The sequence below is a fragment of the Salinisphaera orenii subsp. orenii MK-B5 genome, from assembly GCF_003788635.1.
Classification (GTDB): Bacteria; Pseudomonadota; Gammaproteobacteria; order Nevskiales; family Salinisphaeraceae; genus Salinisphaera; species Salinisphaera orenii.
Genome location: NZ_AYKH01000001.1, coordinates 364,770 through 387,715, shown reverse-complemented (window position 1 = coordinate 387,715; position 22,946 = coordinate 364,770). Strand labels below are relative to the sequence as shown.

The 22,946-nt window shown below is 68.3% G+C and carries 22 protein-coding genes; 10 read left to right on the top strand and 12 right to left on the bottom strand.

Features of this window, described 5'->3' with window-relative positions; translation table 11 throughout:
- Window positions 1-25: 25 nt before the first annotated feature.
- The 9 genes from SAOR_RS01860 to SAOR_RS01820 all read right to left on the bottom strand — a co-directional run bounded on the left by SAOR_RS01860 (window position 26) and on the right by SAOR_RS01820 (window position 9,793).
- Window positions 26-265, bottom strand: coding sequence for a hypothetical protein (locus SAOR_RS01860; protein ID WP_123629949.1), 240 nt, complete (start codon window positions 263-265; stop codon window positions 26-28).
- Window positions 262-459 carry a transcriptional regulator gene (locus SAOR_RS01855; protein WP_123629948.1) on the bottom strand — a complete coding sequence of 66 codons (198 nt, stop codon included), beginning with the start codon at window positions 457-459 and terminating at the stop codon, window positions 262-264. The genes SAOR_RS01860 and SAOR_RS01855 overlap by 4 nt, the downstream gene beginning before the upstream one ends.
- Before the next feature lie 83 nt (window positions 460-542).
- Complete coding sequence (locus SAOR_RS01850; protein WP_123629947.1) at window positions 543-1,145, bottom strand: hypothetical protein; 603 nt, start codon at window positions 1,143-1,145, stop codon at window positions 543-545.
- Window positions 1,142-2,347 (bottom strand): site-specific integrase, encoded by a 1,206-nt coding sequence (locus tag SAOR_RS01845; RefSeq protein WP_123629946.1) that lies wholly within the window; start codon window positions 2,345-2,347, stop codon window positions 1,142-1,144. The genes SAOR_RS01850 and SAOR_RS01845 overlap by 4 nt, the downstream gene beginning before the upstream one ends.
- A gap of 268 nt (window positions 2,348-2,615) precedes the next feature.
- Window positions 2,616-4,766: a 5'-nucleotidase C-terminal domain-containing protein gene (locus tag SAOR_RS17185; RefSeq protein WP_123629945.1), complete on the bottom strand. Its 2,151-nt coding sequence runs from the start codon at window positions 4,764-4,766 to the stop codon at window positions 2,616-2,618.
- Between the two features lie 464 nt (window positions 4,767-5,230).
- Window positions 5,231-6,250, bottom strand: a complete 1,020-nt coding sequence (locus tag SAOR_RS01835; protein WP_123629944.1) for an ABC transporter ATP-binding protein — start codon at window positions 6,248-6,250, stop codon at window positions 5,231-5,233.
- A 44-nt stretch (window positions 6,251-6,294) separates the two neighbouring features.
- Window positions 6,295-7,803: an ABC transporter permease gene (locus SAOR_RS01830; protein WP_123629943.1), complete on the bottom strand. Its 1,509-nt coding sequence runs from the start codon at window positions 7,801-7,803 to the stop codon at window positions 6,295-6,297.
- The gene (locus SAOR_RS01825; RefSeq protein ID WP_123629942.1) at window positions 7,800-8,831 is read right to left on the bottom strand and encodes a substrate-binding domain-containing protein; all 1,032 of its coding nucleotides are present in this window, start codon (window positions 8,829-8,831) and stop codon (window positions 7,800-7,802) included. Before SAOR_RS01825 ends, SAOR_RS01830 begins: the two co-directional genes overlap by 4 nt.
- Window positions 8,832-8,965: 134 nt before the next feature.
- The gene (locus SAOR_RS01820) at window positions 8,966-9,793 is read right to left on the bottom strand and encodes a hypothetical protein (RefSeq protein WP_123629941.1); all 828 of its coding nucleotides are present in this window, start codon (window positions 9,791-9,793) and stop codon (window positions 8,966-8,968) included.
- Between the two features lie 399 nt (window positions 9,794-10,192).
- On the opposite strand from SAOR_RS01820, the gene madL reads away from it, so the two are divergent.
- Both madL and madM read left to right on the top strand, forming a co-directional pair.
- Window positions 10,193-10,603: a malonate transporter subunit MadL gene (gene madL / locus SAOR_RS01815; RefSeq protein WP_123592631.1), complete on the top strand. Its 411-nt coding sequence runs from the start codon at window positions 10,193-10,195 to the stop codon at window positions 10,601-10,603.
- Window positions 10,596-11,363: a malonate transporter subunit MadM gene (gene madM, locus SAOR_RS01810; protein WP_123629940.1), complete on the top strand. Its 768-nt coding sequence runs from the start codon at window positions 10,596-10,598 to the stop codon at window positions 11,361-11,363. The genes madL and madM overlap by 8 nt, the downstream gene beginning before the upstream one ends.
- Window positions 11,364-11,376: 13 nt before the next feature.
- On the opposite strand, the gene SAOR_RS01805 is transcribed toward madM, so the two are convergent.
- A complete protein-coding gene (locus SAOR_RS01805; protein ID WP_123629939.1) occupies window positions 11,377-12,282 on the bottom strand; it encodes a LysR family transcriptional regulator in 906 nt (301 codons plus the stop codon).
- 146 nt (window positions 12,283-12,428) lie between these two features.
- On the opposite strand from SAOR_RS01805, the gene mdcA reads away from it, so the two are divergent.
- Genes mdcA through SAOR_RS01765 form a run of 8 tightly spaced genes read left to right on the top strand, consistent with a single transcriptional unit; the run spans window position 12,429 to window position 19,921 of the window.
- Window positions 12,429-14,075: a malonate decarboxylase subunit alpha gene (gene mdcA, locus SAOR_RS01800; protein ID WP_123629938.1), complete on the top strand. Its 1,647-nt coding sequence runs from the start codon at window positions 12,429-12,431 to the stop codon at window positions 14,073-14,075.
- Window positions 14,075-15,004, top strand: a complete 930-nt coding sequence (locus SAOR_RS01795) for a triphosphoribosyl-dephospho-CoA synthase (RefSeq protein WP_123629937.1) — start codon at window positions 14,075-14,077, stop codon at window positions 15,002-15,004. The genes mdcA and SAOR_RS01795 overlap by 1 nt, the downstream gene beginning before the upstream one ends.
- Entirely contained in the window at window positions 14,985-15,299 is a 315-nt protein-coding gene (locus SAOR_RS01790) for a malonate decarboxylase subunit delta (RefSeq protein ID WP_123592626.1), read from the top strand. The genes SAOR_RS01795 and SAOR_RS01790 overlap by 20 nt, the downstream gene beginning before the upstream one ends.
- Window positions 15,296-16,162 (top strand): biotin-independent malonate decarboxylase subunit beta, encoded by an 867-nt coding sequence (locus SAOR_RS01785; protein WP_185015514.1) that lies wholly within the window; start codon window positions 15,296-15,298, stop codon window positions 16,160-16,162. Before SAOR_RS01790 ends, SAOR_RS01785 begins: the two co-directional genes overlap by 4 nt.
- Window positions 16,159-16,965, top strand: a complete 807-nt coding sequence (gene mdcE / locus SAOR_RS01780) for a biotin-independent malonate decarboxylase subunit gamma (RefSeq protein ID WP_123629935.1) — start codon at window positions 16,159-16,161, stop codon at window positions 16,963-16,965. Before SAOR_RS01785 ends, mdcE begins: the two co-directional genes overlap by 4 nt.
- Window positions 16,966-16,991: 26 nt before the next feature.
- Window positions 16,992-17,687 (top strand): malonate decarboxylase holo-ACP synthase, encoded by a 696-nt coding sequence (locus SAOR_RS01775; protein ID WP_221179839.1) that lies wholly within the window; start codon window positions 16,992-16,994, stop codon window positions 17,685-17,687.
- Complete coding sequence (locus tag SAOR_RS01770; protein WP_123629934.1) at window positions 17,684-18,622, top strand: ACP S-malonyltransferase; 939 nt, start codon at window positions 17,684-17,686, stop codon at window positions 18,620-18,622. Before SAOR_RS01775 ends, SAOR_RS01770 begins: the two co-directional genes overlap by 4 nt.
- Before the next feature lie 60 nt (window positions 18,623-18,682).
- A complete protein-coding gene (locus tag SAOR_RS01765) occupies window positions 18,683-19,921 on the top strand; it encodes a multidrug effflux MFS transporter (RefSeq protein ID WP_123592622.1) in 1,239 nt (412 codons plus the stop codon).
- Between the two features lie 132 nt (window positions 19,922-20,053).
- On the opposite strand, the gene SAOR_RS01760 is transcribed toward SAOR_RS01765, so the two are convergent.
- Both SAOR_RS01760 and SAOR_RS01755 read right to left on the bottom strand, forming a co-directional pair.
- Window positions 20,054-21,460, bottom strand: a complete 1,407-nt coding sequence (locus SAOR_RS01760; protein ID WP_123592621.1) for an NADH-quinone oxidoreductase subunit N — start codon at window positions 21,458-21,460, stop codon at window positions 20,054-20,056.
- Window position 21,461: 1 nt separating this feature from the next.
- Window positions 21,462-22,946 (bottom strand): complex I subunit 4 family protein, encoded by a 1,485-nt coding sequence (locus SAOR_RS01755; protein WP_123592620.1) that lies wholly within the window; start codon window positions 22,944-22,946, stop codon window positions 21,462-21,464.

Here is a 22,946-nt window from a genome sequence, read left to right as displayed (position 1 = left end):
CACTGCTACGCCCACAGTTAGCCGCCTAGGATTCGCTCCGGGCGGCTTTTTCTTTGGGACCGCTCAGGCAGTCGCCGAAGCTCACGACCTCGACACAACGAACACGACGACTCGGTGCATCGCGCCGGATGAAGTCGCGGGCATGGCGGGCGTCGTCGGGATCATCGAACGGGCCGGCTACAAACTCGGTGACGGTCTGGCCACCGGCAAGCTCGAATCGCTCGGTAACGTAGTATTCGCTGCTCGGCTCGGGAAACTCGCTCATGCCGCCGCCTCCTGCTCTTTGCGAGCAATGAAGTCGCGGTCGGCGGCCTCGGTGACGTAGCGATTGCTACGAACCTTATAGGTCGTGATCTCGCCGTCCCTGAGCAAACGCCATCCAGTCGTGCGGGAAAATCCCCGTAGTTCACACCACGCGGCAAAAGTGTAGCTGCGCCCCGGTGCTTCTTGCTTCGGCATTGTTCAAACCGTTTCTGTTAGTGGCGATTTGAACGATGCCAAGATAGATGAAAGCTAGCGCCGCTAGCTTTTCTTTTTCTGTTTTATTTGATGACCCCAGCCCTGCGCAGCGATTTGAGTACCGTTGGACGGCTTGGAGGGTCCGCCATTCTCTGCATCACAATGCCCGTGACTTCATGATCTGAGTGGGTCTGACGAACACTTCTGCCGATCCGCTGAATTTCAGCGTGCATTTCAGCGTTTTTAGTGCGAGGATTGGATGCATTCTGCTTATTCCTTTCCGATAGGCTGATTTCTCTAAGGATTTCGTCTTCGGCTGAAAGCAAATCGCTTACTGAGTTTAAGCACTTGTATTCCAGTTTTTTAATTGCTTCGGTGTTGTTGTCTCGAGCTTGGCAGTAATCGGAAAATAATTTTTCAAAGATATATCTATAAAGATAAACGGAGTTATTTTCTTCCATTTGAGGGTAAGCGTTTATATTCTTTTCGTGTATGTGCTTGCATATACTAACCAGAATGAAAATCCGGTCACTTATAGAGGTTCCTTCGTTACCCCCATAAAAATCAACAATCAGTTGATTTATTTTAGGGCTAACATTGGCGGCTTCCAGCACTTCGAGAGCGTCGCGCGCCTTACTGGCTTGGGCCGTTAAACTTTCCATTAGGCGTGAATGTTCGTCGCTCATATCAACCTCGCCACGGCATCGGCCTTGTGCTGGGGCGCAAGATGCGCATAGCGCAGCGTCATCTTTATATCGCCATGGCCTAATAGCTCGCGCACCGTATTCAGGTCCACGCCGCGCATGACTAGCCACGATGCGAACGTGTGGCGCATGTCGTGCCATCGAAAGCCGGTGATATTCGCCGCCTTGAGTACGCCAGCCCATGACTTACGCACGTTATCGACGCGAGCACCGTCGCGGTTCGTAAAGACCAGTCGAGTCTCGCCTGATTGCTTGTGCCAGCGCTTGAGTGCGTCCAATGCCTCGGCGTTCAGCGGTATGTGACGGGTGCGGTTCTTCTTGCTGGTCGCGCCTCGGATCGTTACCTGTTCTAGCTCGAAGTCCACGTCGGCCCATTCCAGCCCGAACGCTTCACCACGCCGCACGCCGGTATTCAGGGACAGCAGCACCAGCGGGGTGAGATGGTCGCCGTAGCCGTCCAGCGGGATCGCCGGCATAAGCTCCTTGCCGCGTTCCTGGCGCCATTCGTTGCCACGATTGCGCCCGGCCCGCATCTCGTCGTCTCGTGCCCTGAGCGCCGCTCTCAGGCGTCGGGCTTCATCATCGGATAGATACCGCACCTTGCCTGACGTGTCGGCGTCAGCAGCCTTCATGTCGGCCAGCGGGTGCGTGTCGATATAGTTGGCGCGTACGGCATAACTGAGCGCGCCAGACAGGCACGCCACGTCACGGTTGATCGTGGTCGGTGCGCGGCCTGCGTTCAGGCGCTCGGTACGGATGCGGTCTACCTGATGCGCCGTGATTTCATGTAATGGGCGGTCGGCGAGGGTAGGGAACACCTTTAACGCCCGGTCGCAGTTGGCGTCGCCTTGCTTGCGGTTCGCCTTCGCCCACGGTCGATATTCGTTTTCGATGAAGGCGCGCAGCGTGCCGGATTTCTGCTTGCGCTTCTCAAGCGCCGGGTCGTGGCCTTCGGCGGCCTGGCCTAGAATCGTCTTCGCTTTCTCGCGCGCTTGGGCGGGCGTTAGTACAGCGGCGTTGCCTATCGTCATCCGACGGCCGCGTGCATACTCGACTATGTAGGTCTTGCGGCCCGACGGTTGGACTCGGCAGATAAAGCCGGACAGCTTTGTGTCGCGTATCTCGTAGGGCTTGGCGTCGGGCTTGGCGGCCTCGACGGTCTTCTGTGTGACGCTGGCTCTCATGCGGTAAGTGCTCCCTAAGTGCACTTACAGCTTACTCGCTGCGACACGCTGAAACAACGGGAAACGTGGAAGCCTTTATATACGGGCTTTTAACCCTCGAAAGCCTTGTGTGACGGTAGGCTCTAAATGCTTTCGCAATGCGAAGGTCGGCGGTTCGATTCCGCCCGGCTCCACCACCGAACAAGATAAAGGCCCGGCAGGCTTTGCGCCCGCCGGGCCTTTTTTTGTCGGGATGCCTTATCCCGCCAATCGGCCGAGTGGCGCCGCACTACTGCGCAGCCCGGCGCGCGGCGAGATTGACGATGCGCGTGTCATCGGCCGGCACGGTCTCCGGCATCGCGAACGCGCTGCCGCCGTTGGCGGGGTTGTAGCGCGCCTGAAGATACTCGGCGAAGGCGTCCTGTTCGGTGCCGGTGGCGGCGAAGCCCGCGCGGCCGGGATCGTAGGCCGTGTCCACGGCGTCGGGGTCTTCGACGGTCGCCGGATCCAGGTCGAGGCGTTGCGGATCCGATAGCCCCGTCAGCGGATAGGCGTCGCCGCATTCCTGCGATCCCGCGTCGTAGTTGTCGCCGGGCACGCAGGCCGCGGTGAAGGCCAGCAGCACCATTCGGATCGGCATGTCGGGATCGACCACGAACGAGCCGTCGGTCACCAGGGGGGTCGTCTCGTTGCCGGCGTCGTCGATGAGCACCATGGCGCGGATGCGGTTGCCGCTGGTCGCCGAACCCATGTTCATCTGGCCGCCGCTGCGCGCGGTGCGGTCGGGGTCGAAGGCGATACGCAGCCCGCCGATCTGGGGAAACTGACCGGGCGTGGCGCCGTCGGTCGTGGCCGCCACCGCGTGCTCCATGATGTCGCGCAGCTCCGCGGCGGTGACCGTGATCAGCGTCAGGCTGTTGTTGAAGCGCAGCGCGCCGGCGATGTCGAACTGGGAGACGCCGCCGGCCGGCTTGCCGATGGATGCGTTGGCCTGCGGCGGGCGGAGTTCGGGATCGCCCGTGCTGCCCGGCGGCACGATCACCTGACCGATCGCATCGCGGATGCCGCCGCCGTTCTTCAGCGAGACCTGCACGTCCGGCTCGACCCGGCGGGCGTAGAACAGGTTGGCGTCGGCGGTGAGGTTGCCGAGGTTGGTCTCTTCCGTGCGCACCTGGCCGCGACGGCCGTCCAGATAGACGTCGGTGATGCCCTGAACGTTGCCGTCCTGGTCGGCCAGAACGTCCTGCAGCGCCGACTGCACCGCCAGCACGGTGCCGTCGGCGGCCGTGTCGAGGCCCCGGTTGGCGAGCATCTCGAGCACCGCGTCCGTCGAGGCCCAGGCGCCGTTGTCGCTGCTGTCCAGGTTGTCGGTGATCAGCACGCCGGCGTCGTCGAAATCGACGACCAGCCGGCCGAGGTATTTGTAGTCGCCGTCGACGTTGACCACCAGCGTGGGCGAGCCGTCGGGCCCGGTGAAGGCGAGCGGATAGTCGTCGGCGGCGCTGTCGCCGTCGCGCAACACGTCGTTGCTGTCGGCGAGGAGGGTGTTGGATCCGCCGGCGACGATGATGTCGACGTTCGCGAGCCGCTCGGCCAGTGCCTTCTCGATGGCGATCTGCTGCATGTGCGCCAGAACCACGATCTTGTCGATGCCGATGTCGACCAGGGCATCGACCGCGGGCTGTATCTCGGCGGCCAGCGCGTCGTAGCCGGCTTCGTCCATGGCGAATTCGGACGGCGCGACCGTGATCCCGCCCGTCGACGTGATGCTGGCCAGTGCTGGCGTACTCGCGCCGACCAGCCCGATCGTTTCGCCGCCGACCTCGACGGTGGCGCTGCCGGCCAGCCCGCCGGCGCCGGCGTCGACGTTCTGGCCGTCGTCGACCACCCGATCGGCCAGATTCGAATCGGTGGAGAAGTCGAGATTGGTCGACAGGTACGGGAAGGCGGCCCCTGGATAGTCGCCGTCGGCGGCGAGCAGCCCCGCGAACGCCTCCGTACCCTGATCGAGATCGTGGTTGCCGACCGCGGAGGCGGCGGTGCCGAAGGCGTTGGTGAAGACGATGTCGCCCCGGCCGTTGCCCGGGGCGCTGAGAGCCTCGCGGGTCTGCTCGGTGTCCACGCCGGCGGCGAAGAAACGCGGTCCGGGAATGTAGTTGTCGCCGGAGCTGACCACCAGGGTGTTGCCGCCCAGCTCGTCCACGTCGCGGAAAGCGTTGATCAGGGACGAGAAGTTGGAGACGTTGTCGAGTGCGGCGGTCGCGCCGTCCATGTCGGCGAAATGCAGCAGCTGGAGCTGGTAGCTCGCATCCCCGACGGGGGGCTCGTCACGATCGATGTCGGCGTCGTCGTCGCTGTCGGAGCAGCCGACCAGGGCCGCGAGCAGGACGAGTACGAGAAGCGGGCGCAGCCGGCCCGCGCGGCGTGTCTTTGAAGTCATCGGTTCCCCCGTTGCGTGGATCGCGGCAAGGCTAGCCCTTGCATGCGACGCACCGATGACGGGCCTGTGACAAGGCGATGAAACGCCGGCTCGGGCCAGCGGCGTGGACCGCTGCCCGGTGTTATCCCCAGTTGCCGTGCACAAGTCTGTGGATAGACGCGGGCGACCGCGGCCGGGGTTCGGTATCCACGGATTGGCGACCGATTCGCCAGCGGTATCGGCGGCGTGTGGCCGGGTACGCAACGCCGGCGCCGCTATGACGAATCGCTATCGCGAGCGCGGTTCGGGAGGCGCTGCGTATGTCTTCGAACCCCGAGTTGACGCCATGCGGCTGGCGGCAGCGCGAAGCGCGTCGCTCATGGCGACGGGTTGGGGGCCCGGGGACGGCCGGCCTGGCCGGAGCGGCCGCCAATCGGTGTAACAAGCGCCTGCCGACCCATGGCGGCGGGCGTGCCGCGATCGCGTCAGTCGGCGGGCGGAAACGCGGCCAGCGGATGCTCGGCGCAGATCCGGGCGGCGACACGCGTGCCGCGGGCGTAGTCGTGCTCGTGGTTGGTGCGCACGCGCAGCGTGTCGCCGTGATCCAGGCCGATCCCGTAGAGCCGGGTCTCGCCTTCGTAGCGGGCCCAGGCGACATGGCCGTTGCCGCCGTCGCCGCCCGCGGCCGGCTGCAGCGAGAGATCATCGGGCCGCACCAGCACGTCGACCCGCTCGCCGGCACAGTCGCGCGGCGCCGGGGCGTGGCCGATGGCGGTCACCAGCCGGTCGGCCTCGAGGCGGCCGGGCACGAAGGCCGCATCGCCGAGAAACCGGGCCACGAAGCGGGTCGCCGGCAGCCGGAAACACACGTCGGGGGTGGCGATCTGCTCCAGCCGGCCGGCGTGCATGACGCCCATGCGATCACCGACCGACAGCGCCTCGGTCTGATCGTGGGTGACCCACAGCGCCGGTATGCCGGCGGCCTTCAGCGCGTCGCGTATCTCCCAGCGCAGTTCGGCCTTGAGTGCGGCATCCAGGCTGGCGAGGGGTTCGTCGAGCAGCATCAATGCGGGCGCGTGCGCCAGCGCGCGGGCCAGAGCGACGCGCTGTTTCTGGCCCCCCGAAAGGGTGTCCGGCATGGCCTGCCGATGGGCCGCCAGTCCGAGGCGCTCGATCCAGTGCTCGGCCGGCCTGCGATCACGCAGACGAAAGGCGACGTTGTCGGCAACGCTCAGGTGCGGGAACAGGGCGAAATCCTGGAATACGAGCCCGACGCCGCGTTTTTCCGGCGGCACGTCGTGGCGGGCGTCGATGTGTAGCGCGCCGAGCCGGATCTCGCCGTCGCTCGGCGGCAGCAGACCGGCGACGGCGCGCAGCACACTCGTCTTGCCGCAGCCGGTCGGGCCGACGAGGGTCACGATCTCGTCGTCCGCCAGCGCCAGATCCAGCGCGTCGACGGCGGTGGTGCGGCCGTACCGGACGGTCAGGCGACGTGTCTCGAGCATGATGCGGTCGTCCTCGCGGGCCCGGTGTATTGGCCGGGGTCTGTCTAGAGTGGCGTGAGCCGCCGGCGACGCGATTCGCCGGCGAGCATGATCGCCAGCGCCGCCGCGGAAATGGCCACCAGCGCCAGGGCCGGCACCGCGCCGCGGCCCAGCTGCCCGGCATCGTAGACCCGCCAGAGATAGGTGGCCAGGGTGTCGAACCCGGTCGGACGCAGGAGCAGAGTGGCCGGCAGTTCGCGCATCGCCTCCAGAAAGACCAGCGCAGCCGCCGCGATCACCCCTGGCAGGATCAGCGGCAGGCTGACCCGTCGAAAGGCCTCGGCGGGGCTCGCGCCCAGGCTGCGCGCCGCGCCGACCATGCTGTCTTCCACCCGATCGCTGCTGGCGCGTACGGCGCCGACCGCCAGCGGCAGGAAGCGCAGGACATACGCCAGCACCAGCAGCGCCAGCGTCTGGTAGAGCAGCGGCAGCCGCAGGCCGATATAGACCAGTGCGGTCCCCATGACGATGCCGGGCACCCCAAAGCCGAGATAGGTGATGCGCTCGCACAGACGCCCGAGGCCGCCGGTGGTCGCGGCATGGGCCACCGGCACGGCCACGACGAGGGTGACCGCGGCGGCAAGACCTGCGGCGTAGGCGGAGTTGAATGCGAACGACGCCTCGAAGCCTATCGCGCCCTCTCGTGCGAGCCATAGCCCGAAAACGGCGAGCGGAATGACGACGGTGGCCATGACCACCGCCGCGGCCACCGCCAGCGCGAGCCGCCGCGCGGCCGGCGACAGGGAAAAGTGCACGCGCCGGCCGAAGTGCTCGCGGCGTACCCGCACGCGGGCCTCCAGCCACAGGACGATGACCACCAGCGCCAGCAATTGCAGTGACATCATCGCGGCACGATCGAGGCCGAAGGCGTTGTACTCCACGTAGATCATGCGTGTGAAGGTGTCCAGCCCCATGATCGCGGGGGTCGCGAAGTCCGACAGGGCGTAGAGCGCGACCAGCAGGGCGCCGGCGGCGATGCCGTTGCGTGCGCGGGGCAGCACCACGTGCCAGAGCGCGGCCGGCAGCGACAGGCCCAGCGTCCGCGCGGCGTCGACCACGCTGCCGTCCAGGCTCTGCAGCGCGGCCCGCGTGGACAGCAGCACGAAGGGATAGGTGTAGAGGCTCATGATGAGCGCGGATCCGGCCAGGCCCTCGATCCGCGGCGAGGGCAGTCCGATGAGACGATCCAGCTCGCCGCCGGGTCCGAAGGCCGCGAAATAGGCGAAGGCGCCGATGTAGCTGGGGATGGCCAGCGGCGCGGCCAGGGCCGCGACCCAGAGCCGGCGCAGCGGCAGATCGGCGTAGGTCGTGAGCACCGCCAGCGGCACGCCGAGCAGCACGGCGCCGGCGACCGACAAGCCGGCCAACAGCACGGTATGCGTCAGAATGCCGAGACTGCGCATGTCGAAGACGATGTCGGCGCCCAGCGCGAGCGTCGCGATCGCGGCGATGGGAGCGAGCGCTGCCGTCGCGACGACGAGGCTCGCGAGCAGCGAGGCGCGTGTCCGCCTCATAGCACGCCGGTCTCCCGCAGCAGTTCCAGCGTGGGCTGGAGATCGTCGAGACGGGTGAGATCGATTGCCGGGGGTTCGATCGGCGTCGGCAGGCCCGCGGGCCCCGGCACGCCCGCAACCATCGGGATCTCGAAGGCCTCCCGTGCCAGATAGGACTGGACCTCGCGGCTCAGCAGATAACGCAGGAAATTCGCCGCCAGCGGATTGTCGTCGAGCAGGACCACGCCCGACGAGTTGACCAGGCTGCCCGCATCACCTGCGGTCAGGGCCAGAGCCAGGTCGGCGTCGGGCTGGCCCTGCTTCAGGCGCAGCGTGTAGTAGTGGTTGGCGAAACCCACGTCCACCTCGCCGCGGGCCACGCCCATGGCCACGCCGAGTTCCCCGGCGTAGGTCTTGGCGTGTCGGTTGACGCCGGTCAGCCAGCTGCGGGTGGGGCCTTCGCCGGCCAGCAGGCGCATGGCGGTCACGAAGGACTGGAAGGCGCCGTAGGCCGGTGCCCAGCCGATGCGCAGGTCGCTGTCGGCGAACGCCATGATGTCGTCCGGTATCGCCTCGCGCGACACGCGTGTCGGGTTGTAGGGCACGGTGCGCAGCCGGCCCGAAACCGCGGCCCACGAGTCGTAGCGGAAATCCGGCTTGATCTGGCTCAGGATGTCGTCCGGCACCGGCCGGCCGAGACCGGCGCCGGCGACCGCGCCGAGCGAGCTGGCGTCGATGGACCAGAACAAATCGGCGCGCTTGACCCCGGCGCGGGATTCGGCGAGCAGGGTGTTGGCCAGCGCCGCGGAGGGCGCGCGCCGGATCTTGAGTTCCAGCGCCGGATTGCGCTTTTCGATCGCGGTGACGACGTCGTCGTAGAGCCCGCCTTCGCCGCGACCGAGATAGACGGTCAACGGGCCCGACAGCTCGGGCAGCGCATCCGCGCCGACCGGACCCGGCCCGCCGGATTCGGCGGCGGCCGCGAGCAGCCGCGACGGCGACAGCAGGCCGAGTGCGGCAAGTCCCTGAACAAAGTGACGACGTTGCATGATGTGCCCCTGTGGCGGTCAAAAGACGCATGCGACCGGCCGCCCGGCCGCTCGCCTGCGCGAGGGCGTGTTCGGGCGACCGCGGATATCCGACGCCGCGCTATCCGCGATCCGCGCCGGTGTTGCGAGCGGCGTTAGAACACGTCGCTCTTGTCCGTCTCGGCCTCTTTCAGCAGTTCGCGGGCGGTGTCCAGATCGTCGTTCATCGCCGCGATGCGATCGGCGACCGCCTTGCTGTCGGCGCCGCGTTCGATCAGTAGCGGCAGGGTGGCGTTGAAATCCTTCTCGAGACTGGAGACCAGGTCGGCGTCCCGTTCGATGAGCGCGCCCTCGACGCCCTCAAAGCGCTGCATATAGGCCTCGTTGACGAGGGTGGTGGCGCGTTGCCCGTCGCCCTCGCGATAGGCCGCCAGCACCTCGTCGAGCCGTTTCTGGATGATGTCGATGGTTTCCGGGCCGCTGGCAGGTGTCGCCTTTTCGGTGGTCGTGTCCGCGTCGGCGGCGGCCGTGTCGCGCTGCTGCGCGGCGTATTTCAGCGCGCCCATGCCCTGCCAGAGCGCGGCCTCGGTGCGCTGCTGCCATTGCCGGACCTCGGCCTCGGCGCCGTCCTTGTGGATCGCCTCCTCCAGGCCGCCGAGGGCGACCCAGATCGGCGGATACAGCGAGATCGCGTGGGTTTCCAGCGCTTCGTGAAAATCGACGTGCTCCCAGTCGTCGACCAGGGCGTCGGCTCGCTGGCCCAGCTGCTCCGAGGCGACGCCGTCGCCGGCATAGTCGGATGCGATCGAGTCGACGGTGGCGACGAGTTGCTCGATCTCCTGCTCGTAATCGTCGAGATGCGTCTCGAATGCATCGACGTGCGCGCCCTTGTCGCCGTGCGCGAAGGCGGGGGCCGACAGCCCGGTCGCGCCAAGGATCAGCGCAGCGGTCAGCGCGGTATTCAATCCGGTACGTGCTCTCATCGTGCCCTCGTGCAAAACAGCGGTCATCGGAATTTAACTGATAATCATTCCCATTCCAATGCCGCGACGCGAATCGACCGCATGTCGAGGTCGCGCGGAGACGCCGGCATCGGCCTTCCGTCACGAGGGGCACATCTTGGACGCCCGCGACGGCACCTTCGGTCGACCGTTCACGCTGCTCGCCCCGGCTGGCGGCGGCGCGCGAACCGTCGCCACCCGGCCCGTGTCGGCGGTGTGGCGACGTCGCGGCTTACCACTTTGGTTGTAGGCACGCCCCGCGGAGAGCCCGTGCGACGGGACCCTTAAGTTCAGTCTAAGTCGCTTAACGTCGTCTTCGTTGAACGCCGCCGGCGCCTGTGTGATCACTCCTGTCACAACGAAAGCGAAAGGAGGAGATGAATGGTCATCTACGGTGTGGCCCTGCTGGCGGCGTGCATGCTCGTCGGCAAGCTGATCGGCGAAGTCATCGGCATCGCGATCGGCGTGGATTCGAACGTCGGCGGTGTGGGTCTGGCGATGCTGCTGCTGGTGTTCGTGGTCTATCGCATGCAGAAGGCGGGCTGGCTGGACACGACGTCGCGGCGCGGCGTGGAGTTCTGGAGCTCGCTCTATATCCCCATCGTGGTCGCGATGGCCGCGGGCCAGAACGTGGCCGGCGCGATCGCCGGCGGCCCGGTGGCGCTGGTCGGCGGCCTGGTGGTGGTCGCGGTGAGCTTCGCGCTGGTGCCGGTGATCGCGCGCCTGGGCAAGGGCAAGTATGCCGTGCCGCTGGACGATCTCGACACCGCGCGGGAGGGCCGTCATGAGTGAACGCCTACTCGACGTGATCGCCGGCAACGGCCTGATCACCGCCTTCGCGGCGGTGGGCCTGCTGATGCTGGTCTGCAACCTGATCTCGAAACACCTCACCGCCGGACGTATCCACGGCTCGGCGATCGCCATCGCCGCCGGTCTGCTGCTGTCCTACATCGGCGGGGTGAGCACCGGCGGCGAGGACGGTCTGGCCGATGTTGCGCTGTTCTCGGGGCTGGGCCTCATGGGCGGCTCCATGCTGCGCGACTTCGCCATCGTGGCCACGGCCTTCGGCGTGGACGTCGAGGAGCTGCGCAAGGCCGGCATGAACGGCGTGATCGCGCTGCTCGTGGGCATCGTGGTGCCGTTCTTCCTCGGCGGCGCGATCGCCTATGCCTTCGGCTATACCGACGCGGTGTCAGTCACCACGATCGGCGCGGGCGCGGCGACCTATATCGTCGGCCCGGTCACCGGCACGGCCATCGGCGCGGGCTCGGATCTGATCGCGCTGTCGATCGCCATCGGCCTGGTGAAGTCGATCTCGGTGATGATCGTCACGCCGATGGTGGCGCGCGCGATCTCGCTGAACAATCCGTCCGCCGCGCTGGTGTTCGGCGGCATGATGGGCACGACCAGCGGCGTCGCCGGTGGGCTCGCGGCGACCGACGCGCGCCTGGTGCCCTACGGCGCGATGACGGCGACCTTCTATACCGGCTTCGGCTGCCTGCTCGGCCCGTCGGTGCTGTATCTGATCGTACGCGGGGTGCTCGGTGGCTAGCGTGCTGCCGGCCCTAGGCGGTGACCGCGATCGCCGCCTGCTCGAGTGCGGCGATGCGCGGGTCGGCCGACCGCGACTTCAGATAGCACAGCCCGAGCGTCTGGGTGACGCGCTGGGCTTCGGCCACCGGCGTGAACGACAGCGCGCCCGGGTAGATGTCGTCGATGCGCCCGGGCAGCAGGGCGTGGCCCACGCCGCCCTTGACCAGGCTCGTGAGCGTGAAGATGTCGTTCGCGCGCAGCGCCACCCGCGGCGTGATGCCGGCGGTCTGGAACATGCGGTAGCTGTCGCGCCCGGTGGAAAACTCCTGGGAGAGCACCACGAACGGCGCGCCGTCGTAGCGCGCCAGATCGATCGGCCCGGCGGGGCGGCGCGGCGCGTCGCCCGCGCGGCAGGCGAGCTGGATCTCGTCGTCGAACAGCGGCTTGACGATGCGGTGGCGCTGGCGGCCGAGTTCGTGCACGCAGATCAGCGCGGCGTCGATATCGCCGGCGGCCAGCTTGGCCTCGAGATCGGCGTTGGAACCCAACACCAGCTCGATGTCGCATTCCGGCACGCTCTCCTTGAGGGCGTTGACGATACGCGGCACCAGGGCAACCGTGAGCGAGTAGAGCGAGCCGATCCGAAAGATGCTCGGCGAAATGCCGGCCGCCGCGCGGGTATCGTCCACGCTGCGCTGGATGCGCTCGATGATCTCGCTGGCATGACGTTCGAGCACGAACGCCGAGTTCAGCGGTTCGAGCGAGCGGCTGCGGTGGGCGAACAGCGGGCAGCCCACGGCGGATTCCAGCGAATGGATCGCCTTGTGGATGGACACGCTCGACAGCGACATCGCTTCCGCCGCCCGGGCGAGGTTTCGTTCGCGCATGAATACGAGAAAGATCTCGAGCTTGCGCAGGGTGATTTCGTCGCTGCTCAACACAGGCCTCGTGGTGGCGGCGCATCGCCGGAGCGTTCGGTGCCCGACTCGCGCGACTCGACGTTAACAAACCCAACGACCGGTTTATTGAACCGCCGCACTCCGCATTCTAACGTGAGCGCGGTTCGCGCCAGCCAGGATTTCACATGACACAACGCAACTGGACGACCCGCCGCGACGACAAGCGGGCGCGCATGGCCGCCGCCGAGCCTTGGCTCGACGGCAAGGTGCTCGAGCGCGATCGCGTCGGCGACGCCCTGCAGGCGCTGATCCGCTCCGGCGATCGCGTCATCGCCGAGGGCAACAATCAGAAGCAGGCCGATTTCCTGTCGCGCGCGCTCGCCGAGCTCGACCCCGACCAGGTCCACGATCTGCACATGATCCAGCCCAGCGTCGGCCGGCCCGAGCATCTGGCGGTGTTCGAGAAGGGCATCGCGAAGAAGCTGGATTTCGCCTTCTCCGGCACCCAGAGCCATCGCATCGGCCAGCTGATGATGGACGGCACGATCGAGGTCGGCGCCATCCACACCTACATCGAGCTGTATGCGCGGCTGTTCGTGGATCTGATCCCCAAGGTGGTGCTGGCGGCCGCCTTCAAGGCCGACCGGGCGGGCAATCTCTACACCGGGCCCTCGACCGAGGACACACCGGCGCTGGTGGAGGCGGCGGCCTTTTCCGGCGGCATCGTCATCGCCCAGGCCAACGAGATCGTCGACGACGTCTCGCAGCTGGATCGCGTCGATATCCCCGGCTCCTGGGTGGACGTGGTCGTCGAGGCCGACAAGCCGTTCTACATAGAGCCGCTGTTCACCCGCGATCCGCGCCATATCACGCCGGTCCAGATCTTCATGGCGATGATGGCGCTCAAGGGCATCTACGCCGAGCACGGGGTGACCTCGCTCAACCACGGCATCGGCTTCAATACCGCGGCCATCGAGCTGCTGCTGCCCACCTACGGCGAAAAGCTCGGCCTGCGCGGCAAGATCGCGACAAACTGGGTGCTCAACCCGCACCCGACATTGATCCCCGCGATCGAATCCGGCTGGGTGGAGACCGTGCACTGCTTCGGCACCGAACTGGGCATGGAGCACTACGTCGCCGCGCGGCCCGACGTGTTCTTTACCGGCGCGGACGGCTCGCTGCGCTCGAATCGCGCCTTCTGTCAGCTCGCCGGGCATTATGCGGCCGACATGTTCATCGGCTCGACCCTGCAGATGGACGCCGACGGCAACTCCTCGACCGTGACGACCTCGCGCGTGTCCGGCTTCGGCGGCGCGCCGAATCTGGGCTGCGACGCGCGCGGGCGCCGCCACGCCACGCCGGCCTGGGCGAATCTCGCCCCCGAGGGCGACCCGCTGGCCCGCGGGCGCAAGCTCGTGGTGCAGATGGTCGAGACCTTTCAGGCGGGACTGACGCCGACCTTCGTGGACACGCTGGATGCGGTCGCGGTCGCCGAGAAGGCCGGTCTGGATATCGCCCCCGTCATGGTCTACGGCGACGACACCACGCATCTGCTCACCGAAGAGGGGCTGGCCTATCTCTACAAGGCCGAGTCGCCGGCCGAACGCCGCGCCATGATCGCGGCCGTGGCCGGGGTCACGCCGCTGGGGCTGTCGGCCGATGCTGCGACCACGCAACGCCTGCGCGACGAGGACAAGGTCCGCACGCCGGAGGATCTGGGCGTGTCCCGAACCGAGGCCACCCGGTCCCAGCTGGCGGCCTCCAGCATCGCCGACCTGGTCGACTGGTCCGGCGGCCTGTACGCGCCGCCGCCGCGCTTTCGGAGCTGGTAATGACAGCCTGCGAACCCCCGATCCGGGCGGAGACGCTGGCGGCGATGCTCGCGCGCACGGCGACCGACGCGCTGCGCGCGGAGGTCGATCTGACCCCCAAGCCGGGCCTGGTCGACGCCCGGGACGCCGGCGCCCACCGCGACATGAGTCATGCGCTGATGCACGCCTCCGCCACGGCGCTGACCACCGGCTTTCACGACATGGCGGCGGCCGCCGCGACGGAGCGCGAGCCGGCGCGGCTGCGCGCCGAGCTGGGCGTGCTCGGCCGCGAGAGCGAGGCCCGCATGATGTTGGCCACCGGCGGGGTCAACACCCACCGCGGCGCGATCTGGTGTCTGGGGTTGCTGGTGGCCGCGGCGGCCGCCGAGCCGGGGCGCTGGCAGGCCCGCGCCTTGCTGGCCCGGGTCGCCACGTTGGCCGCCATCGACGATCCGGCGGTGTCGCCGGCCCGCGAATCCAACGGCCAGCGCGTGGTGCGCGCCTTCGGTGTGCCCGGCGCGCGCGGCGAGGCCGAGCGCGGTTTTCCCGCGGTGCTCGATGCCGCGCTGCCGACCTTGCGCGACGCGCGCGCGGCCGGCGCGGGCGAACGGGTGGCCCGCTTGAATGCATTGCTTGCGGTGATGGCCACGCTCGAGGACACCTGTGTACTCAGCCGCGCCGGACCGGCGGGCCTGCGGCGGGTCCAGGCCGGCGCGGCGGCCGTGCTCGATGCCGGCGGCGTCGGCAGCGTCGCCGGCGGGCGGGCGCTCGCGCGCCTGGATGGGCTATTGCTGTCGCTCAACGCCTCGCCCGGCGGCAGTGCCGATCTGCTGGCCGCGGCGCTGTTCGTCGATGCACTCGAAACCGCGGCCTGCGCCGCCTGGGGTGGGCACGCCGCGCCGGGCGCGGCCGCAGCGAAGGAGACACACCATGCAAACACTGTCGCTTGACTATCCCGCCGGCGCGCCCGCGGCCCGGCGAGCGCTGGCCGGGGTGGTCGGTTCCGGCGATCTCGAAGTGCTGCTCGAGCCGGGGGCCGACGGCCGCTCGACGGTCGAGATAAACACCTCGGTCGACGGCGTGAACGAGATCTGGACGGCGGTCGTGGATCGCATCTTCGCGGACGCGGCCCAGCCGGCGGTCGCCCTCGAGATCAACGACTTCGGCGCCACGCCCGCGGTCGTGCGGCTGCGTATCGCCCAGGCGATGGAACAGGCCGCCGGCGCCGACACGGGAGCGCACTGATGGACACCGCGACACTGATCGCCCGCGAGAGCTTCGTCGAGCGCGGCGCCCGCGAACGCGTCGCCGGACTGCTGGATGCCGGCACGATGCGCGAGCTGCTGGATCCGTTCGAACGCCTGCGCTCGCCCTGGCTCGCCGAGCAGGACATCGTCACCCAGGCCGACGACGGGGTCGTGATCGCCCGGGGCGCGATTGCCGGCACGGCGGTCGTGTGCTGCGCGGTGGAACCGGCCTTTCAGGGCGGCGCCATCGGCGAGGTCGGCGGCGCCAAGATCGCCGGCGCCCTGGAGCTGGCGCTGGAGGACGCCGAGGCCGGCCGGCCGGTCGTGCCGGTGCTGCTGCTGGAGACCGGCGGGGTGCGCCTGCAGGAGGCCAACTGCGGTCTGGCCGCCATCGCCGAGATCCATGCCGCGATCGCCGCGCTGCGCGCCCACGTGCCGGTGGTCGGGGTGGTCGCAGGGCCGGTGGGCTGCTTCGGCGGCATGTCCATCGCGGCGGGGCTGTGTTCGCAGCTGATCGCGACCCGCGAGGCCCGGCTGGGCCTGAACGGGCCGCAGGTCATCGAACAGGAGGCCGGCGTGGACGAGTTCGATTCACGCGATCGCCCCATGATCTGGAGCCTGACCGGCGGCGAGCAGCGGCGGGCCACCGGCCTGGTGGACACGCTCTGCGCCGACGATGCGCAGGCCATCGCCGCCGAAGTCGCGGCTGCGGTCGCAGCCGGTCCCGAAGATCCGGCCCGCGTCGCGGACGTCGACGCCGCGCTGGCCCGCCTGGCGCGAATCGACGGCGACCGGCGCGCCGAGGCGGACTGGGTCCGCGATGCCTTCCAGACACCCACGGATGACCGGAGCGACGCATGACCGCGACGACCCCCTCCAGCCGCGGCGGCCGCTGGCTGGCCGCGCTCACCGACGAGGCCCCGGCGCTGCCCGGCTACCCCGACAGCGTGCGCGTGGTCGACGGCGAACTCGACGGTGCCCCGGCGCGCTACATCGCGGTCGTGCCCGATCCGGCCAGCGATTTCCCCAGGGCACGCGGCGGCGAAGTGGGCCTGGTCGAGGGCTGGACGCTGGCGCGCGCCGTACGTGAAACGATGACGGCCGATGTTGACGGGCCGCGACGGCCGATCGTGGCCGTGATCGACGTGCCCAGCCAGGCCTACGGACGCACCGAGGAGGCCTTCGGCATCCACCAGGCGCTGGCGGCGGCCGCCGACGCCTATGCCGCGGCCCGGCGGGCGGAGCACCCGGTGATCGGGCTGATCGTGGGCAAGGCCATGTCGGGCGCTTTTCTCGCGCACGGCTATCAGGCCAATCGGCTGATCGCCCTGGACGATGCCGCGGTCGAAGTACACGCCATGGGCAAGCAGGCCGCGGCCCGCATCACCCAGCGCACGGTCGAGGGTGTGGAGGCGCTCGCGCGCACGATCACGCCGATGGCCTACGACATCCGCAGTTTCCAGCGGCTGGGGCTGCTGCACCGGCTGCTGTCGGTCGCCGATGCGGATTCGCCCGCCGGCCCCGATGTGGCTGCGGTGCGCGATGCGCTGACCGAGGCCTGTAGGGACATCGGCGACAGCCGGGATCTGGGCGCGCGTCTCGGCGAAGGGCGGGCGGCATCGCTGGCCGTGCGCCGGCGTCTGCGTGCACAGTGGCAGTCCTGACCGCACGAGCTAGGACGACGCCGACGGTGGATTACAGCCGCCACACGGCCGTGCCGCGGCCGCACGATCTCGTCTGGATCGAACCGGACGCGCTGGGTGAACACATCGCGCCCTGGGCTCTGGCCCGCGTGGCCGCCGGTCAGCCGGTGGTGGTCCGGCGCGCGCGCCGCGACGCCGGCCGCGGGCTGCCGGTGGGGGTGCGCGGCGCGCACCGCGGCCAGCGCGAGGCCGCGCGTCTCGAGACCGGCCGCTGGCAGGCGCTGCGCACCCCCGAGTCGCTGGCGGCCGACGGCGCCTGGATCGAGCACCCGCGCGCGGCGGCGGTGGCCGCGATCGGCGCCGCGGCGGGTGCCGCCTGTCTGCTCAATGCCGGCGGCTGGTGCTGGGGTGTGACCGGCGCGGTCGGCTTCGAACTGGCCACCGGCGAGCCGGTCTGCCACGCCGACTCCGATCTCGACGTACTCATCCGCGCGCCCGAACGGGTGCCGCGCGCCGAGGCCCGGCGCCTGGCCCGAGCGCTGGAGGCATTGTCCGCGCCCTGCGATGCCCAGATCGAGACGCCCGCCGGCGGGGTGGCGCTGGCCGATTGGGCGGGAGCGGCCAAGCGGGTGCTGGTCAAGAGCGACGCCGGGCCGTTTCTGTGTGCCGATCCGTGGTCCGAGTCGGGGTCCGCAGACGCGGATCGTCGCCCGTCATCCGTGGCCGAGTCTCCGAGCGGATGACGGCGCTGTTCACCTTCGCGGGGCAGGGCGCCCAGCGCCCCGGCATGCTCGCCGATCTGCCCGACAGCGCGGCGGTGCAGGCCACGCTGGCCGAGGCCGCCGACGTGCTCGATCGCGATACGGCCGAGCTGGATACGGCCGCGGCGCTGGCCGACACCGAGACGGTCCAGGTCGCCTTGACGGTGGTCGGCGTCGCGGCGGCGCGGGAGCTCGCCGCGCGCGGCGCCGAGCCGTCAGCGGTGATGGGGCTGTCGATCGGCGCCTGGCCGGCGGCGGTCGTCGCCGATGCGCTCGATTTCGCCGACGCGCTGCGACTGGTGGCGCGGCGCGGCGCGCTGATGCGTGATGCCTTTCCCGAGGGCCACGGCATGGCCGCGGTCATCGGACTCGAAGAGGCGCCGGTGCGGGCGCTGGTCGAGGCCGCCCGCGCCGAGGGTTGGATCGTGTATGTCGGCAATATCAACAGCGACCGGCAGATCGCCGTGGCCGGCCGCGACGACGCGCTCGCACACATCCGGGAGCGCGCCCTCGCGGCCGGCGCCTCGCGGGTCGTGCGGCTGGACATGGCGGTGCCGTCGCACTGCGAGCTGCTGGCCGCACCCGCCGAGACGCTGGCCGAGGTCGCGGCGGGGGTGACGTTCCGGACGCCGCGGTGTGCCTATTTCAGTGCCAACGCGCGCCGTCGTCTGTGGCGTGCGGCGGCGATGCGCGACGACTTGGTTCACAACATGGCGCGGCCCGTCTACTGGGCCGCGAGCGCGCGCATTGCCGCGGAGTCGGGTTTCGCGCTGGCCGTGGAGATGCCCCCGGCGCGGGTGCTCACGGGCCTGCATCCGGATGTGGCGCCGCCCGGCGAGGCCGTGGCCGTGGTCGATGCGGGCTGGCATAATGCCGCCGCTCTGATTGCGCGCGCCGCGGTTCGCGACGACCGCTGAAGCGCCCGCCCGGCGGCTGCCTTCCGGCCGCCGCGACCCGCCAGCCAGGAGTCCGACCGCATGGTCACGCGTGAGCAAAGCCCCGTCGCGCACGCGATCTTCGTCGGCGTGCTCGGCATGCTGACGGCCATCGCGCCGCTGTCGATCGACATGTATCTGCCCGCGATGCCGGATCTGGCCGATGCGTTTTCGGTATCGGCCGCCCACGTGCAGTACAGCCTGAGCCTGTTCTTCGTCGGGCTGGCGCTGGGCCAGCTCACCTACGGCCCGATCGCGGATCGCTACGGTCGCCTGCCGGTGCTCTATTTCGGCATCTGTCTGTATCTGGCGGCCAGCCTCGTCTGTGCGCTGGCGGTGTCGATGCCGGTGCTGCTCGCCGCGCGTCTGGCCGCGGGTTTCGGCGCCGCGGCCGCGCCGGTCATGGCCCGCGCGATCGTGCGCGATCGTTTCGAGGGCGCGCAGGCCGCCAGCGTGATGTCGTTCGTGGTCATGGTCATGGCGACCGCGCCGCTGGTCGCACCACTCGTCGGTGGCGTGGTGCTGGCGGTGGCCTCCTGGCGCGGCATCTTCGCGCTGCTCTGCGTCTATGCGGCGATGTGTCTGATCGCGCTGCGCCTGCTGCTGCGCGAGTCGCACCCGCCCGCGCGACGCGTGCGCGATCGCAGCCTGTTCGCCCAGTACGTTGGCTATCTGGCGCTGGTCCGGCGCGGGCCCATCGCCCTGTTTCTGGTCTGCGGCAGCCTCATGTTCGGGGCGCTGTTTTCGTACGTGGCGGGCAGCTCGTTCGTCTACATCGAGCAGTTCGGCATTCCCCAGTCGCAGTTCGGTTTCTATTTCGGTGCCAACGTGCTGGCCATGCTCATGGGCACCTTCGCCAACGGTCGGCTGGTGATGCACTTCGGCTATCGGCGGCTGCTCGGCGTGGCCGTCTGCAACACTCTCGTCTGCTCGCTGGTGCTGCTGGTGGCCTCGGTTACCGGGCTGGGTGGTTTCTGGGGGGTGGCAGTGCCGCTGTTCTTCCTGCTGTCGACCGTGGGCGTGGCCGGTGCGAACACGGTGGCGGGACTGCTCGATCAGGCGCCGGATGCGGCCGGGGCGGCGTCGGCACTATTCGGCGTCTGCCAGTTCACCGCCGGTGCGTTCGCGAGCTGGTGCGTGGGCGTGCTCGGCGGCAACGCCCTCGCCATGGCGATCGTGATGACGATCGCGGCCGGTGGTTCGGTGGCTGCGTTCATTGCGCTGCTGATGCGCGTGCCGACACCGGGTGCGGCTGCCGGGGAGCGCCCGGGCCCGGCCTAGCGGTCCAGTCTCAGCATTTGACTGGGCTGGATCGAGCCAGTGGCGCATTTGCTCAGAAAGCAGGCGAGGTCGAGGCGCTATTGCTGACTGGCCAAGCTTGGCGCGCAAACCCAGCGCTATTTCAGTAGCGGCTTAGGGAAGAAGAGTGGCTTGTGACAGCATCCGCCAGAGCGGATCTGCCAAGCCGCCCAGAGCGAGGGTAAACGACGCACATAAGAAGACAGAGACTGCCGCCCAGTAGCCGAGTGTGTGCATGGGCCGTGCCGGCTCGGCGAAATATACGGGTGCAAGCACGTGCAAGTAGTAAACCAGCGAAACGACGGTATTGACCAGCGCCACCACCGCCAGCCAGGCATAGCCGGATTCAATCGTGGTGACGAACAGCGCCAGCTTGCCGACGAAACCGGCAAGCGGCGGAATACCCACCAGCGAGAGAAAACTCAGGATCAATGCGGCCGCGAGCAGCGGATGGGCGGTGGCGAGGCCGCGATAGTCGGTCAGATTCGTGCGCCCGCGTAGCTGCGTCACGACACCAAATGCTGCGAGGTTCGCGACGGCATAGCTCGCGAGAAAGAATAGCAGCGCCGGCAGGGCATAGGGGTCGAGACCCAGCACGGCGACCGCCATCAGTGCGTAGCCGGATTGCGAGACCGAGGACCAGCCGAGCATGCGCCGCACGTCGTTCTGGCCAAGCGCGCTCAGGTTGCCGATGGTCATGGTCGCGACCGCGATCGTGGCAACCACGGCGCGCCAGGCGATGTCTTCCTGCGGGAACAGATCGACGAAGCGGGCCAGCGCGATGGCCGCGCCGACCTTGGGTGCAATAGTGAGAAAGGCGGCCGCGGGCGGCGGGGCGCCCTCGGCGACGTCCGGCATCCAAGTATGGGCCGGCACGGCAGCGAGCTTGAACGCGACACCCACAACGACAAGGCTGAAGGCGACGTGCGTCATCCATTGCGGACTGTCGTTCGTGCGGGTGGCCAACTCGCCGTAGTCCGTGGTGGCAAACAGCCCGAACATCAACGTCACACCGAGCACGAGCAGAGTGTTAGCCAGCGCGCCGACCAGGAAATACTTCATGCCGGCTTCGACCGAGAGCGGCCAGTTACGGTGGTAGGCGGCCAGCGTATAGCCCGTCACCGAGGACAGCAGGACGGCCATGATCAGCTGCATCAGGTCTGCCGCGCCGGCAAGCAGCATGGCCCCGAGTGTGGCCAACAAGAAGATCGCATAGTATTCGCCGTGGCGCCGGTCGGTGCGCAGCCATTCGGGCGTCAGCAGAACGCTCAAGGCAGCCGTGGCCAGGATGATCAGGCGCGCCCAGATGCTGGCGCCGTCGAGGGCCCAGACTCCCGAAAATGTGATTCTTGGGGCCTCGCCCAGTTGGGCGAGACAGAACGCGGCTGCCACGGTCAGACCGATGAGCGCGCCCGGGGCAGCCAACCACTGATCGCGCTCGCGCATAAAGCTTGCCGCCAGTAGCAGCACGACAGCGCTGACCAGAACGCTGAGTTCGGGGAGAACGTCGCCGACCGGCATCCTAGAACCCGGCCGTCAAAAAGGCGGTTGCACTGTTGATCGGTGTCAGCAGCCAATTCGGATATATGCCGATCACCACGATTAGCAGTGCGAGTATGGCGAGGGTACCGATTTCGACGCGCGCGAGATCCCCGAAACCCTGGCGGTCGGCAGGCAGCTCACCGAAGAACAGCTGCTGCAGCATCTGCAGGAAGAGCGCGGCGGTAATCAGAATCCCCAGAAGCGCGATGGCGGCCAACCACGGATAGACGCTGAAAGCACCGACGAATATCTGCAGCTCGGCAACGAAACCGGCGAGCCCTGGCAAACCCAGGCTCGCGAACGACGCGAGAACCGTGAAACGCGTGAGGTTCGGCGCGACCTGGCTCAGCCCGCCGTAGTGCTCGAGGTCGTAGTCGCCGGTGCGCTGCCAAAAGGCGCCGCAGATTAAGAACAGCGCGCCGGTGATCAGCCCGTGCGCGACCATTTCCACGGTGGCGCCGGTCAACGCCATCTGCCGCGCGGCCTGCTCGCCGCCTATGGTCGCGGCCGCGGCGATACCCAGCAGCACATAGCCCATATGATTCACTGACGTATAGGCAATGCGGCGTTTGAGATTGCGCTGCGCCATCGAGACCAGCGCACCCCACAGGATCGAGATGACCGCCAGAACGGCCAGCACGAAAGCATAGCGTGCGAAGGTCTCGCTGAGCATCGAATAGGGGATGCGAATGAGACCATAGGTGCCCATCTTGAGCAGCACGCCCGCGAGCACGGCCGACGCCGGGCCGGGCGCATTCACGTGCGCTGGCGGCAGCCAGGTATGCAGGGGTACGAACGGCGTCTTGATGCCGAAGCCGACGACGAAGCCCACCAGCACCAGCGTCGCGCGCAGGTCCATGCCTGCGAGTGGCTGCTCGGCGATCAGCGTACGCATGTCGAAGGTCAGCGGGTCGGTCGCCAGCACGAGGCCGATGATCGCCAGCAGAATGGCTAACGAGCCGGCAAAGGTATAGACGAAGAACTTGATCGCGGCGCGCTCGGCATCGCCGTGGCCCCAACGCCCGATCAGGAAGAACAGACCGACCAGGCTCAGGTCGAAGAAGACATAGAACAGCGCCAGATCCAGGGTCAGGAACACCCCGAGCGATACCGCTTCGAGAAACAGAAACCACGCGTAGTATTCGCGTGCCCGCCCCCGCGTTTCGGCGGGCCAGGCGATGGCTGCGACGAACAACACGGCGCTCATTGTGGCTATTACCAGCGCGATGCCGTCGACACCCATACGCCAGCCGATGCCGAGCGCCGGGATCCAGGGGTAGTCGACAACGTACTGAAACGCGGGTGCGCCCGCGCTGGTATCGAAGCCGAGCCAGACTGCCACGAGCAGGAGCAACGGCGCACTGCCTACGCCGCAGGCGAGCCAGCGGTACGCCGGTTCATTCAGGCGTAAGAAACTGAACGCGAGCGCGCCCAGCAGCGGGATCAGAATGGTGGCCGTGAGCAT